Below are 13170 nucleotides of genomic sequence, written 5' to 3'. Positions count from 1 at the left end.
ATTCGATGACATCCAATGTTGAGGCAACCAGGAAGGGTTATGAGGCCTTTCAACGTGGTGACATTCCGACGCTCATGAGGGATCTGATCGATGACGACTGCACGTGGATAACCCCGGGTCCCCAGGACAAACTGCCTTGGGCCGGGACCTTCAAGGGAAAGCAGCAGATTGCAAACTTCTTCGTCCAGGTTGGCGAGAATCTGGAATTCAGCGAGTTCGCGCCGCGTGAGATGATTGAGCAGGGCGACACCGTCGTGGTCCTGGGTACACTCACGGCGCGGGCAAAGAAAACAGGCAAGACTGTAACGAACGAATGGGCCCACGTTTTCAAGTACCGTGACGGGAAGGCGGTCCGCTTTCAGGAGTACATTGACACTGCGGCGGATGTTGCCGCGATGTCGTGACAAAGCAAGAGGCAGGCGCGCATGCGCGGATGTCGTCGGCGTCATCCGCCTCTATCGCCTACTTCACCCGCTGCTTCTCGAGCTTGCGCGCCAATGTCCGGCGGTGCATGCCGAGTCGGCGGGCGGCTTCCGAGATGTTGAAGTCGGTCTCCATCAGGGTCTGGTGGATGCGCTCCCATTCCAGCGTCTTGATCGACGTCGGCCGCGCACCGACCTCGATGGCGGCATTGCCCTGCGCTTTAAGGAACGCGGCCTCGATGTCGTCGGTGTTTGACGGCTTGGCCAGATAGTGGCAGGCGCCGAGCTTGATCGCCTCGACCGCCGTCGCGATGCTGGCAAAGCCGGTCAGCACGACGATCAGCATCTCAGGATCATGCGTGTGCAACGCCTCGACGCAGGCAAGGCCCGATGCACCGCCGGCGAGCTTCAGGTCGACCACCGCATAGCCGGGCGATTGCTGCTCGAGCAGCTGGCGGACCTCGTCGAGCGAGGCCGACACCGCCACATCATAGCCGCGGCGCTCGAACGAGCGCTTCAACGTGCGGGCGAAACCCGCATCGTCCTCGACGATCAGGAGCTGGCGTTCATCCGTCAAGATGGTCTCCGATCGCGAGCGTCGAGAGCGGCAGCTCGAGCCTGACCGCGGCGCCGATGTCCGGCCGGTTGCGCGCCGTCACCACGCCGCCCAGCTTGCGCACCACGTTGACCACGAGGAACAGGCCGAGGCCGCTGCCGGGGCTGCCCTTGGTCGATTGATACGGCTTGCCGATATGCGCCAGCATCTCGCGCGAGAAGCCCGGGCCGCGATCGGTCACCGACAGCACCAGCGTGTCGGCATTGCGCTCGGCGGTCAGCTCGATCCAGTCGCGCGACACCTCGGCGGCGTTGTCGAGCACGTTGAAGATCGCCTGCTTGAGCGCGATGTCGGATACGATCGCGAGATCAGCGCCGCAGGCATTGCGGAAATACAGCGTGGCCGACGGCCGCGTCGTCCGCCATTCCTCCACCAATGCCGTCAGGAACGCCGTGACCGTGGTCGGCGAGGAGCCTTCGCCGCGGGCTTCGCCCGCCGAGAGCAGGATGCCCGTCACGATCGACTTGCAGCGCTGCACCGAGATCTCCATCTCGCCGAGGTCCTGCGACATTTCAGGGTCGGAGGCGAGCGCGGGCATCCGGCGCCAGTCGCCCAGGATGACCGAGAGCGAGGCGAGCGGCGTGCCGAGCTCATGCGCGGCGCCGGAGGCCAGGAGGCCGATCCGGACGATGTGATCCTGCTCGGCGGCGTGCTGGCGCAGCGCCGCGAGGCGCAGGTCGCGATCGCGCAGATTGCGGTTGATCCGGGTCATGAACACCACGAGCAGCACGGCGTCGAGCACGAGGCCGATGAAGGTGCCGGCGATATAGAGGTTGAAGGCATCGGCGAAGCCTTGCTGCGGCAGCTCCAGCGGCCGGTAATAGCTGGTCAGCCAGGCGAAGTTCATGCAGACCAGCGCCACCAGCGACCAGGTCGAGGGCGCATCGAGCAGCACCGCGCCAAGCGTCACCTGCAGCAGATAGAGCGAGGTGAACGGGTTGGTGGCGCCGCCGCTGAGATAGAGCAGGGCGGTCAGCGCCGCGACGTCGAGCGCCAGCGCGACCAGCAGCTCGCGGTTGTTGATGTCGGCGCGGTAGCGCAGCCACAGCAGGCTGACGACATTGAGCGCCACCAGCCCGGAGATCACGGCCGCCAAGGGCAGCAGCGGCAGCGCGACGCCCATCCAGAACTGCACGAAGCCGATGGTGGCGATCTGGCCGATCACGGCGATCCAGCGCAGCTGGACCAGGAGGGCCATGTTCTTGCGATTGGTCGCGATGTCGGCGGGCGCTGCGAGGTCGAACGGCATGCCGGCGGCCGCGCCCGCGGCGGACGGCGTTGCCGCCGCGCCGGTCGCGGCCTTGTCGTCATGCAGATCCGATGTGCGCTCGAGCATCTGGGCCTGTGTCGCGAGACAGATTGCGGGCTGCGCCGATCAAGCGGCGCACGGCGGCGCGCCGTGAACCCCACCTTGGATCGGAGGCGCCGGCGCGGCTCCTGCCGCTGATGACGCGCAGGAGCGCGCCCGCCAGCATAAGGGCCAGTGCGAACCATGTCAGCGCGTAAATCAGGTGGTTGTTCGGAAACCGCACGATAGTGAGCCCGCCGATTGGGTAGCCGCCCGGATTTGGCGTCGCATCGGCGTCGATGAAGAAGGGGGCTACATGCGACAGTCCGTGCGCGGCGGCGATGGCGGCAACGTCGCGGGAATACCAGCGGCCGGCCGAAGCATCGTTGCTGCGCAGGAAGCCGCCCTTCGGCTCCGACATCCGCAGCAGTCCGGTGACGCTGACGGCGCCCTGCGGCTCGCCATCGCGCCGTGTCGCGGGATCGCGCTTATCAGCGGGAACAAAGCCGCGGTTGACCAGCACGGTGGTTCCGTCGGCGGCTTGCAGCGGGGTCAGTACCCAGAAGCCGGGACCTTCGGCCGTGACGGCCTGCACCAGCGTTTCGTCGGCGTTGAGGAACGTGCCGCGTAGGGTGACGCGGCGGTATTCATCGCTCGCGGCCGTGACCGCCGGCCATGACGATGGGGGCGGCGGCGCGACCGGCGCGGCATGCATGCGCTGCTCGACCCGCTCGATCAGCGCCAGCTTCCAGGTCCGGCGTTCGATCTGCCAGATACCGAGCGCGCTCAGCAGCACCACGCCCAGCATGCCGAGCGTGAGCAGCAACAGCGAGGGTCTGGCAGACCGCATCGTCACGGCATCTGGCTCATGTCGTGCAGCGGCATCATGTTGATGTTGAGATGATGCATGACCCACAGCGAGCCGGTCAGCGCGATCACCACCATGACGACGGTGAAGATCATCGCCATCATGGTCCAGCCGTTCTCGGACCGCGTGTTCATGTGCAGGAAGTACACCATGTGCACGACGATTTGCACCGCGGCGAGCACCAGCACGATCAGCGCGGTGACCTGCTTGTCGGCGATGGCGCCGGTCATCACCAGCCAGAACGGCACCGCAGTAAGGACGACGGAGAGACCGAAGCCGATCAGATAGCTCTGCAGCGAGCCGTGAGCCGCGCCGCCGTGATCGCCATGTCCGTGGCTGGCATTGGCTTCGAGCGTATGAGCTTTGGCGTGAGCTTTTGTTGTCATCGCAGCATTCCCAGGAGATAGACGAAAGTGAAGACGCCGATCCAGACCACGTCGAGGAAGTGCCAGAACATCGAGAGGCACATCAGCCGGCGCCGGTTGGCTTCGATGAGGCCGAAGCGCGCGGTCTGCACCATCAGCGTCACCAGCCAGACGAGGCCGAAGGTGACGTGCAGGCCGTGGGTGCCGACCAGGGTGAAGAATGACGACAGGAAGGCGCTGCGCTGGGGCGTCGCGCCCTCGTGGATCATATGCGCGAACTCGGTGAGCTCGATGCCGAGGAAGGCGAGGCCGAACAGCCCGGTGATGGCGAGCCAGGCTTGCGTCGCGCCGATCCTCGATTTCTCCATCGTCAGCATGGCGAAGCCATAGGTGATCGAGGAGAGCAGCAGCATCGTGGTGTTGAGCGCGACCAGCTTGAGGTCGAACAGGTCCTTCGGCGATGGGCCAGCGGCATAGTTGCCGCCGAGCACGCCATAGGTCGCAAACAGCATCGCGAAGATGAGGCAATCGCTCATCAGGTAGATCCAGAAGCCCAGCATGGTGCTGGCGCCTTCCGGATGATCGTGCTCGTCCACAACGTGAAAGATCGGCTCGGAGTCCTGGGTGGAGACGGTTGTTGCTACGCTCATGTCTGGGCTCCCGCGGCGAGCACGCGTGTCCGCGCGTCTTCAGTCCGCACCACCTCATCCGCCTGGATGTGGAAGTCGCGGTGATAGTTGAAGGTGTGGCCGATCGCGACCGCGAGCAGCGCAACGAAGCTGACGGCGGCGAGCCACCAGATGTACCAGATCAGGCCGAACCCCATCACCGTCGCAAGTCCGGCGAGGATGATGCCGGTGCCGGTGTTGGAGGGCATGTGGATCGGCTTGAAGCCGGTCAGCGGGCGCCTGTAGCCGCGGCGCTTCATGTCCCACCAGGCGTCGTTGTCGTAGACCACGGGCGTGAAGGCGAAGTTGTAGTCCGGCGGCGGCGACGAGGTCGCCCATTCCAGCGTCCGCGCGTTCCAGGGATCGCCGGTGGTGTCCTTCAGCTGCTCGCGGCGCAGAATGCTGACCGCGAACTGCACCAGCATCGCGACGATGCCGAGCAGGATCAGGAACGCGCCGAAGCCCGCGATGATGAACCAGATCTGCAAGGAGGGGTCGTCGAACACGCGGAGCCTTCGGGTCACGCCCATCAGGCCGAGCACATAGAGCGGCATGAAGGCGAAGTAGAAGCCCGAGACCCAGAACCAGAACGACAGCTTGCCCCAGAACGGATCGAGCCTGAAGCCGAACGCCTTCGGGAACCAGTAGTTGATGCCGGCGAACAGGCCGAACAGCACGCCGCCGATGATCACGTTGTGGAAATGCGCGATCAGGAACAGGCTGTTATGCAGCACGAAATCGGCCGGCGGCACCGCCAGCAGCACGCCGGTCATGCCGCCGATCACGAAGGTCAGCATGAATGCCACCGTCCACATCATCGGCAGCTCGAAGCGGATGCGGCCGCGATACATCGTGAACAGCCAGTTGAACATCTTCGCGCCCGTCGGGATCGAGATGATCATGGTGGTGATGCCGAAGAACGAGTTCACGCTGGCGCCGGAGCCCATCGTGAAGAAGTGGTGCAGCCAGACCAGGTAGGACAGGATGGTGATGACGACGGTGGCGTAGACCATCGAGGTGTAGCCGAACAGCCGCTTGCCGGAGAATGTCGCGGTCACCTCGGAGAAGATACCGAACGCCGGCAGCACCAGGATGTAGACCTCGGGGTGGCCCCAGATCCAGATCAGGTTCACGTACATCATCGGGTTGCCGCCGAAGTCGTTCGTGAAGAAGTTGGTGCCGACGTAACGGTCGAGCGACAGCAGCGCCAGCACCGCCGTCAGCACCGGGAAGGAGGCGACGATCAGGACGTTGGTGCAGAGCGAGGTCCAGGTGAACACCGGCATCTTCATCATCGTCATGCCCGGCGCGCGCAGCTTGACGATGGTGCAGATCAGGTTGATGCCCGATAGCGTCGTGCCGACGCCGGCGACCTGTAGTCCCCATATGTAATAGTCGACGCCGACATCGGGACTGTAGCCGATGTTCGACAGCGGCGGGTAGGCGAGCCAGCCGGTGCGGGCGAATTCGCCGACGAACAGCGACATCATCACCAGCACGGCGCCGCCGACCGTCATCCAGAAGCTGAAATTGTTGAGGAACGGGAAGGAGACGTCGCGAGCACCGATCTGCAGCGGCACCACATAGTTCATCAGGCCGGTGACCAGCGGCATCGCCACGAAGAAGATCATGATCACGCCGTGTGCGGTGAAGATCTGGTCGTAGTGATGGGCCGGGAGGTAACCGTCGGAGCCGCCAAAGGCGATCGCCTGCTGCAGCCGCATCATCAGCGCGTCCGCGAAGCCGCGCAGCAGCATCACGATGCCGAGGATCATGTACATGATGCCGATGCGCTTGTGGTCCACGGTGGTGAACCACTCGCGCCACAGATAGGTCCAGAGCCGGAAATAGGTGACGATCGCAAACAGCGCGAGGCCGCCGGTCGCCACCACCGCGAAGGTGCCGACCAGAATCGGCTCGTGGATCGGCAGCGCCTCCAGATTGAGGCGGCCGAAGATCATCTTGACGAGATCGGGATTCATGCGGTCCTCCTCAGGACTCTGATTTCGGACGCTGACCGAGCAGCAAGGATGTCGACGAGGGGTGCGCGGGCGAGAACGGCGGGCGCTTCAGCCCGAAGCCGCGCAGCGGCGTCAGGTCGAGCGGCGCGGTGATCTCGTGCGACGGCGCGTCCTTGATCTCGTCCATCGAACAGATGCCGGCGACGAAGGTCGGCTCGGAGCCGAGCGGCGCGCCGCGGCGGGCGTATTTGTCGTAGGTCAGCGGCAGCGTGTTGTTGAAGCCTTCGCGGCCGAGGCCGCCCTTGGCGTCGATCGCCATCATCTCGCTCATGCACATCTTGCCGGGTTCGACGCACATGTTGAGGACCGCCTTGTAGAGATCGCGGTCGACCGAGCGGTAGAGCCGGACCGGATCGTTCTGGCTCGGACGCTCGAGCTGCAGATAGTCGGTGCGGCCGAGCATATTGGCGCTGGTCTTGGCGGTGGCGATCCACTTGTCGAAATCGGCGCCAGACAGGCTCTTGAAGTCGAAGTGCATGCCGGAGAAGCCGGCGCCGCTGTAGTTGGCGGAGAAGCCGCGATAGGTGCCTTCCTTGTTGGCGACCGCGTGCAGCTTGGTCTCCATGCCGGGCATGGCGTAGATCTGGCCGGCAAGCGCGGGGATATAGAACGAGTTCATCACGGAGGACGCCGTGATGCGGAAGCGGATCGGGCGGTCGACCGGAGCTGCGAGCTCGTTGACGGCGGCGACGCCGTAGTCCGGGTAGATGAACAGCCACTTCCAGTCGAGCGCGACGACCTCGACATTGAGCGGGGCGTCCTTGCTCTCGATCGGCTTGTCGGCGGCGATGCGGCCGAGCGAGCGGTAGGGATCGAGCAGATGGGTGCCCATCCAGGTCAGCGCGCCGAGGCAAATGATGATCAGCAGCGGCGCCGACCAGATCACGAGCTCGAGCTGGGTGGAGTGATCCCACTCCGGCTCATAGGGGGCCGCGGCGTTGGACTGGCGGTAGCGCCAGGCGAAGAACACGGTCAGCGCCATCACCGGAAGCACGATGATGAGCATCAGCACGGTCGAGATGACGACGAGGTCGCGCTGCTGGACGGCGATGTCGCCGGCAGGCGCCAGGACGACGAAATCGCACCCGCCAAGGAGCGCCGCGAACGGCAATAAGGCCAATAATTTCAAGGCGCGCACGGCTCACCCCACTTGAATTTTATGAGTTCCGCCAAGGGGTAGCTGCGATGCAGCAAAGTTCACATTGGACAATTTGTCCAATGTTGCACTGCGGGATGGAGGGTCAGAAGGTGAGGTGGACCGCGTGGCAATCTGCCCGTGGCCTCACTTCTTGTTTGAGCACGGTCTGTTCGGAAAACCGGTTTGATCGTGCTCCAAAGGACGGTTTTCCGGCGATGGCACAAGCCCCAGCAATGGCTCACGGCACCCCGACCGCATCAGGTCACGGGCAGGCGAAACCCGGCGAAATCGCCATCGGCGTCATCATCGGACGCACGTCGGAATTCTTCGATTTCTTCGTCTATGCGATCGCCTCGGTCATCGTGTTCCCGAAGCTGGTGTTCCCGTTCGTCAATGAACTGACCGGCACGCTCTATTCATTCGGCATCTTCGCGCTGGCCTTCGCCGCGCGGCCACTCGGCACCGTCATCTTCATGGCGGTCGACCGCCGCCACGGCAAGGGCGCCAAGCTCGTCATCGCGCTGTTCCTGCTCGGCACCGCCACGGTGGCGCTCGCGTTTCTGCCCGGCTACGACACGATCGGCGTCGCGGCGATCTGGCTGTTGGCCGCCGCGCGCGTGCTGCAGGGTATCGCCTGGGGCGGCGCCTGGGACGGCCTTGCCTCGCTGCTGGCGATGAATTCGCCGGCGCATCGCCGCGGCTGGTACGCGATGGTGCCGCAGCTCGGCGCGCCGCTCGGGCTGATCGTGGCCAGCGCGCTGTTCGCCTTCTTCGCCGGCAACCTCTCGGCGGATGATTTCTTCGACTGGGGCTGGCGCTATCCGTTCTTCGTCGCGTTCGCGATCAACGTGGTGGCGCTGTTCGCGCGGCTGCGCATGGTGGCGACGGATGAATATTCCGAGCTGTTCGAAAGCCGCGATCTCGAGCCGGCGCGGGTCGGCGAGACCATCGCGCAGGAGGGCCGCAACATCCTGCTCGGCGCCTTTGCGCCGCTGGCGAGCTTTGCGCTGTTCCACATGGTCACGGTGTTTCCGCTGTCCTGGGTGTTCCTGTTCACCAAGGAAAGCCCGGTGCGCTTCCTGATCATCGAGATGATCGGCGCCATGGTCGGCGTCGTCGCGATCATCGCCTCCGGCATGATCGCCGACCGCGTCGGGCGCAAGCCGCTGCTGCTCGGGTCTGCGGTCGCGATCGCGGTCTATAGCGGCTTTGCCCCGCAGCTGCTCGATGCCGGCGCGTTTGGCGAAACGGTGTACATGGTGCTCGGCTTCGTGCTGCTCGGCCTGTCGTTCGGCCAGTCGTCGGGCGCGATCGCCTCGAGCTTCGCGCGCAACTATCGCTACACGGCCTCGGCACTGACCTCGGATTTAGCCTGGCTGTTCGGTGCCGGCTTTGCGCCGCTCGCGGCGCTGCTGCTGGCGACGCATTTCGGCTTGATCTCGGCCGGTGCGTACCTGTTGTCGGGCGCGGTGTGGACGCTGCTGGCGCTGTGGCTGAGCGGATTGCGCGAAGCCGAGGGTTGAACTCTTCTCCTTCCCCCTGAAAGGGGGAAGGTTTCCCCACCCGCTTTGCTCTGGCGAGCAAAGCGACCTCCCCTTTTCAAGGGGAGGTGGGCTAGCGGAACAATCCGTCGACGCGGAACGAGTACCCCAGGCCGACGATGTAGTTCGGCGAGTTGCGGCTGAGTCCGAACGCGACATGGAAGTCGACCTGCTGGGTCGGCGTGATCTGGTACAGGCCGCCGGAGTTGATGAGCTGGGTCGGCCGCGCACCGTCGGGATAGTCGCCGACATATTCGGTGAACACACTGATCCGCTCGGTCAGCTTCTTCTCGATCACGAAGGTCGCTTCCGACATGTGCCGGCCGGTCAGCTCGGCAGGGCGGAAGAATTCCGTGAACATGCCGCTGACGCCCCAGCCGTCATGCAACTCCCATGACCACGGCAACTGGATGTAGGGCTGCGCGCCGCGACCGGCGATTTCGGCAGCGCCCGTCGGCAGCGCGACGCCGGCCGTGATCGAGAGGTCGATCTTCCCCGGCAGCGGACTGATCTGCCATTTGATGGCAGGCGCGACGTCGGAAAAGCCCGACGCGCCGGGCGATTTCACGGTGCCGACATAGCTCGGTAGGTCGATCAGCACCTCGAGGCAGGGCGCAATCCCGAGCCGCCAGCGGCTGTTGCTGCCGTCGATGCTGCGGCCACTGCTCCGGCCGGTCAGGTTGATGCCGTTCTCGTTCTGCAGGCTCCCGACCGGCACGACGATACTCGAATTGGTGACGTCGGGCCGGTCGGTCGCGATTTCGTCGCCCGGCTTGGGACAGCCGTCCGCGCGCGCGGCGGTGGCTGCTGCGAGTGTGAGCGCAGCAAGCACGCACCCGAGTTCGGCAAGTCGAGCGACGGCGCCGAACCGATTCTGAAACACTGGGGATGCTCCAATAGCCCGGCGCCGCTGCGGAGGTGGCAGCTTTCGATAGAGATCGGCGGCGCGCGGGGAAATTCCCGGTTGGCTCAAAAATCTTCGTCAGTCGCCGGTCGCGCGAGCGCGCGGCATTCCAGGGAATAGAATCGCGGCATGGCTGCTCCTGTTGTGGTGGCAAACAGGAGAGCCCCGGGAATGAGCATTCGTTCGATCGCAGGCGTGCTGGCGCCGCGGCAAGCCAAAATTGCCGCGATGGCGGCCATCGCGATTCTGCTCGCCCTGAACAGCGCCCGTGCCGCGGGAGATGCGGCGCGCGGCGCCACGCTGTACCAGGGCTGCGGCGATTGCCACTCGATCGACAAGAACGACGTCGGCCCGATGCACAAGGGTGTCGTCGGCCGCCTAGCCGGCTCCGTCGCAGGCTACGACTACTCGCCGGCGCTGAAGAACTCGAAGATCGTGTGGACCGAGGAGAATCTCGACAAATGGCTCACCGGTCCGGACACGATGGTTCCGGGCACCAAGATGTTCTACGAGGTTCAGGACCCGAAGGATCGGGCCGACATCATTGCCTTCCTCAAGGAGAAGGCGAAGTAGAATGTAGCCTGTCGTCCCGGCCTTCGCCGGGACGACAGCGGTGGTGAGGCGCGAGCACGACGCCTCGCGGCCTCAATCCACCACGATCTTGACGCGGTCGCGCGGCTTGACCTGGGCATGGGCGTCGAGGCCGTTGAGCACGCGGAAGCGCTCGGCCGGGTGATCGACGCCGGACATGCGGTGCGACAGCGATTCCACGGTGTCGCCGGGCTGCACGTTAATGACCTTGATGCGCAGCGGGCGCGCGGCCTGGATCTCGTCGAGCGTCAGGCGGCGGAACGAATTGACGGTCTCGCGCGCGTTACGCTCGCTCTCGGTGGACTTCTGCTTGGCGGCGAAGATGAAGCGGTAGACGTCGCTGCCGAAGCGCAGCGCATAGACCTTGAACTGCCACTGGTCGCCATGGGCGGTGGCCGACGCCGCCGGAAAGCCGTTGATGTTGAGGTCCTCGGTCGAGGACTTCTCGACGCCTTCCATCCAGCCCGAATTCAGGTAGTCGCCGAGCGACTGCTCGGCCGGGACCCGCACCACGTCGAAGCGCATCGCCTGGCTGCCGCCCTCGCGCACGCCGATCACCGCCTGCGCGGTGTTGTCGAGCGTGAAATTATCGGGCGCGGTGAAGGTGAAGCCGAGCTTGGGATGCAGGAAGCGGCGGCCGCGCACGAACCCTTCGCTGGGATCCTCGCCATAGACGATGTTGTCGATCGCGGCGAGATAGGTCTCGCGATCGCGCTCGTTGCTCTCGGGCGATGAGTATTGCCGTGCGGTGGTCTGCGCGTTGTTGATGCGCTCGGGCGTCGCCGGATGCGACGAGGTGAAGTCCTGCGCGCGCGGATCGAGCGCGGTCTTGCCGATCTTGAGCGCGGCATTGCGCTCCATCGCGGTCAGGAAGCGCGCCGCGCCGTAGGGATCGAAATGCGCGCGAGCGGCGATCCCGACGCCGATGCCGTCGGCCTCGAACTCCTGCTGGCGCGAGAAGCTCGCCATCGTCAGCTTGGTCTTGGCGAGCGCCAGCGCGGTGAGATCGGGATCGGTGCTCATGTCGGTGACGACGCGCGTCACCACAGCCGCCTGGCGGGCCTGGTCCTCGCGCATCGCCGCGTGCTTGGCCAGCACATGCGCCATCTCGTGGCTCAGCACCGAGGAGAGCTCGGAGGTGTCGCTGGCGAGCGCAATCAGGCCGCGCGTGACATAGAGCTGGCCGGTCGGCAGCGCGAAGGCGTTGACCGCGCCGGAATTGAGGATCGTGACCTTGTAGGCCTGGTCGGGCCGTTCGGAGGCGGCGACCAGCCGCTCGACGGTCTTGCTGATCAGGGCCTCGAGCTTCGGGTCGTCGTAGGCGCCGCCATAGGACGACAGGATGCGCTCATGCTCGCGTTCGCTCGTGGGCGTCTGCTGTACCACGCGGTTCGGCTTTACCGGCGCCGCTGCTGCCGTGGGCGCGGCCTGCTCGAACCGGCCGACATTGCCGCAGGCCGACAGCGTCAGGGCGGCGCAGACGAGCGCCGGCGCAGCCAAAAGGCGGCGGCCAGTCCCCTCTTCACGCCGTCCTGCGCGCTCAATCACGTCAAAAACTCACAAATTGTCCCGTAAAAAGACCGGGGCATGGCCCCTGGGTCTCTTGAGTCCCTTGGGCCTCTAGTTCCCGCCGAGCACTTCAAGCTGCCCCACCCGGAGCAGTTCGATTCGCGGCCCACGTCGTGCTTCCACCCAGCCTCGTACACGAATCTTACGATTTTCCAGAGACTTGGGCGCAAGCCCGGCCGCCTCGAACGCAGGGACTATGCGCCTTGAAATAGTCGCAGCAAAGTCCTGAGTCCAGTTTCGACCGAAATTCAGGTAGGTCGTCGCGCCCGCCTGACGCACGGACAAAACCCTGCCCTCGACCACTGTAAAACGCCCGATCCCGGTCAAAATATCGGCGGAACTTTCGGCGTTTTTTATGACGGTGGCCTCGGCCCAGGTTCCCGATCGGGCGGCCCTGGCCTCGGCCTCGGCCGCCATCAGCGCCGCCGCACAGTCCTTGTCGGCGACCTCGGATGACGCCACAGCGAGGCCCTGGCGCAGCAACTCGCTTTGCACGGGCTTCTCACTGCCTTCGAGGAATGCGTAGGCCAGCTGCCGGCCATAGCGGTCCGGCGTGTCGTCCTGTCCGCGCAGCGTCACCTCGCGGCCGACCAGCAGCGCCGTCAGTGCAGCGATGGTCTTCGCCTTGTCGGCCACCTCGATACCGGCGAGCTTGACCTCACGGGCGTCGTCGAGCCGCAGGCTGCGCGCATCGACGATGGCGGCGACGCGACCCTCGCCCTGAATCTCGAAATTGCATCCAGCCGCTTCGGCGCGTCCGCTGCACGCGCCGATCGCGAGGACGCATGCTGTCATCATCACCGCCCACGGACGGCGACGCCATGCACTATCGCGTGGAGGCGTCATGCGGCACTCGTCACTTCGGCGCGCTCCGCTCGGAGCGTGGTCGCCAACAAGGACAGTCTGACGGAAAGATCGCTTCAGAGCCACCACAAGCGAAGCGAAATCGCATCGAGGGATGCCATCGTTGATTCGGTGGTCAATTTTTCTGCGGCGCTTCTCATCGCGTGCACAGGCGAAATTGGTGTTTCACATCAATGCGTGCCTGTCGCGGGACGAACTCGTCTTCAGCACCCCTTGTCGTGACGAAAATTGCCGTCCGATCGTGCGTCGAGCGGCCCTCACACGCGTCAACCTTACCCATTCATGATTGCAACTCCGTGCGCGGAATGAGAATTC

Annotated in this window: 13 protein-coding genes; 3 read left to right on the top strand and 10 right to left on the bottom strand. The window is 64.9% G+C overall.

The genetic code is table 11. The annotated features are described in order from the left end of the window. The first annotated feature begins 5 nt into the window (after nt 1-5). Nucleotides 6-404 carry a nuclear transport factor 2 family protein gene (locus J2R76_RS25675; protein WP_057015516.1) on the top strand — a complete coding sequence of 133 codons (399 nt, stop codon included), beginning with the start codon at nt 6-8 and terminating at the stop codon, nt 402-404. A gap of 58 nt (nt 405-462) precedes the next feature. Here the strand turns inward: J2R76_RS25675 and J2R76_RS25670 are convergent, their stop codons facing one another. Genes J2R76_RS25670 through cyoA form a run of 7 tightly spaced genes read right to left on the bottom strand, consistent with a single transcriptional unit; the run spans nt 463 to nt 7386 of the window. Beyond that, a complete protein-coding gene (locus J2R76_RS25670) occupies nt 463-999 on the bottom strand; it encodes a response regulator transcription factor (RefSeq protein ID WP_057015515.1) in 537 nt (178 codons plus the stop codon). After that, entirely contained in the window at nt 989-2374 is a 1386-nt protein-coding gene (locus J2R76_RS25665) for an ATP-binding protein (protein ID WP_076824780.1), read from the bottom strand. Before J2R76_RS25665 ends, J2R76_RS25670 begins: the two co-directional genes overlap by 11 nt. Further along, nucleotides 2346-3152: an SURF1 family protein gene (locus tag J2R76_RS25660; protein WP_076824829.1), complete on the bottom strand. Its 807-nt coding sequence runs from the start codon at nt 3150-3152 to the stop codon at nt 2346-2348. Before J2R76_RS25660 ends, J2R76_RS25665 begins: the two co-directional genes overlap by 29 nt. Before the next feature lie 26 nt (nt 3153-3178). Next, nucleotides 3179-3580 carry a cytochrome o ubiquinol oxidase subunit IV gene (gene cyoD, locus J2R76_RS25655; protein WP_076824778.1) on the bottom strand — a complete coding sequence of 134 codons (402 nt, stop codon included), beginning with the start codon at nt 3578-3580 and terminating at the stop codon, nt 3179-3181. Next, nucleotides 3577-4209 (bottom strand): cytochrome o ubiquinol oxidase subunit III, encoded by a 633-nt coding sequence (cyoC, locus tag J2R76_RS25650; RefSeq protein WP_057015511.1) that lies wholly within the window; start codon nt 4207-4209, stop codon nt 3577-3579. The genes cyoD and cyoC overlap by 4 nt, the downstream gene beginning before the upstream one ends. Then, nucleotides 4206-6209 carry a cytochrome o ubiquinol oxidase subunit I gene (gene cyoB / locus J2R76_RS25645; RefSeq protein WP_057015510.1) on the bottom strand — a complete coding sequence of 668 codons (2004 nt, stop codon included), beginning with the start codon at nt 6207-6209 and terminating at the stop codon, nt 4206-4208. Before cyoB ends, cyoC begins: the two co-directional genes overlap by 4 nt. Nucleotides 6210-6219: 10 nt before the next feature. Continuing rightward, a complete protein-coding gene (cyoA, locus tag J2R76_RS25640) occupies nt 6220-7386 on the bottom strand; it encodes a ubiquinol oxidase subunit II (RefSeq protein WP_076824776.1) in 1167 nt (388 codons plus the stop codon). A gap of 233 nt (nt 7387-7619) precedes the next feature. Between cyoA and J2R76_RS25635 the strand changes: the two genes are divergently transcribed. Then, a complete protein-coding gene (locus J2R76_RS25635; RefSeq protein ID WP_057015508.1) occupies nt 7620-8909 on the top strand; it encodes an MFS transporter in 1290 nt (429 codons plus the stop codon). A gap of 91 nt (nt 8910-9000) precedes the next feature. On the opposite strand, the gene J2R76_RS25630 is transcribed toward J2R76_RS25635, so the two are convergent. Beyond that, on the bottom strand, nt 9001-9810 hold the full coding sequence (locus J2R76_RS25630) for a transporter (RefSeq protein ID WP_076824774.1): 810 nt from the start codon (nt 9808-9810) through the stop codon (nt 9001-9003). A 192-nt stretch (nt 9811-10002) separates the two neighbouring features. On the opposite strand from J2R76_RS25630, the gene J2R76_RS25625 reads away from it, so the two are divergent. After that, complete coding sequence (locus J2R76_RS25625; RefSeq protein WP_057015128.1) at nt 10003-10404, top strand: cytochrome c family protein; 402 nt, start codon at nt 10003-10005, stop codon at nt 10402-10404. Between the two features lie 72 nt (nt 10405-10476). On the opposite strand, the gene J2R76_RS25620 is transcribed toward J2R76_RS25625, so the two are convergent. Both J2R76_RS25620 and J2R76_RS25615 read right to left on the bottom strand, forming a co-directional pair. Further along, nucleotides 10477-11970: a M48 family metalloprotease gene (locus J2R76_RS25620; protein ID WP_076824772.1), complete on the bottom strand. Its 1494-nt coding sequence runs from the start codon at nt 11968-11970 to the stop codon at nt 10477-10479. A 72-nt stretch (nt 11971-12042) separates the two neighbouring features. After that, on the bottom strand, nt 12043-12789 hold the full coding sequence (locus J2R76_RS25615; RefSeq protein ID WP_253626090.1) for a thermonuclease family protein: 747 nt from the start codon (nt 12787-12789) through the stop codon (nt 12043-12045). Nucleotides 12790-13170 lie beyond the last annotated feature (381 nt).

Source organism: Bradyrhizobium sp. USDA 4532 (assembly GCF_024171315.1).
GTDB classification, from domain to species: Bacteria; Pseudomonadota; Alphaproteobacteria; order Rhizobiales; family Xanthobacteraceae; genus Bradyrhizobium; species Bradyrhizobium australafricanum.
Note: the sequence above shows the minus strand (reverse complement) of the source record. Positions and strands in the feature narration are given on the sequence as shown.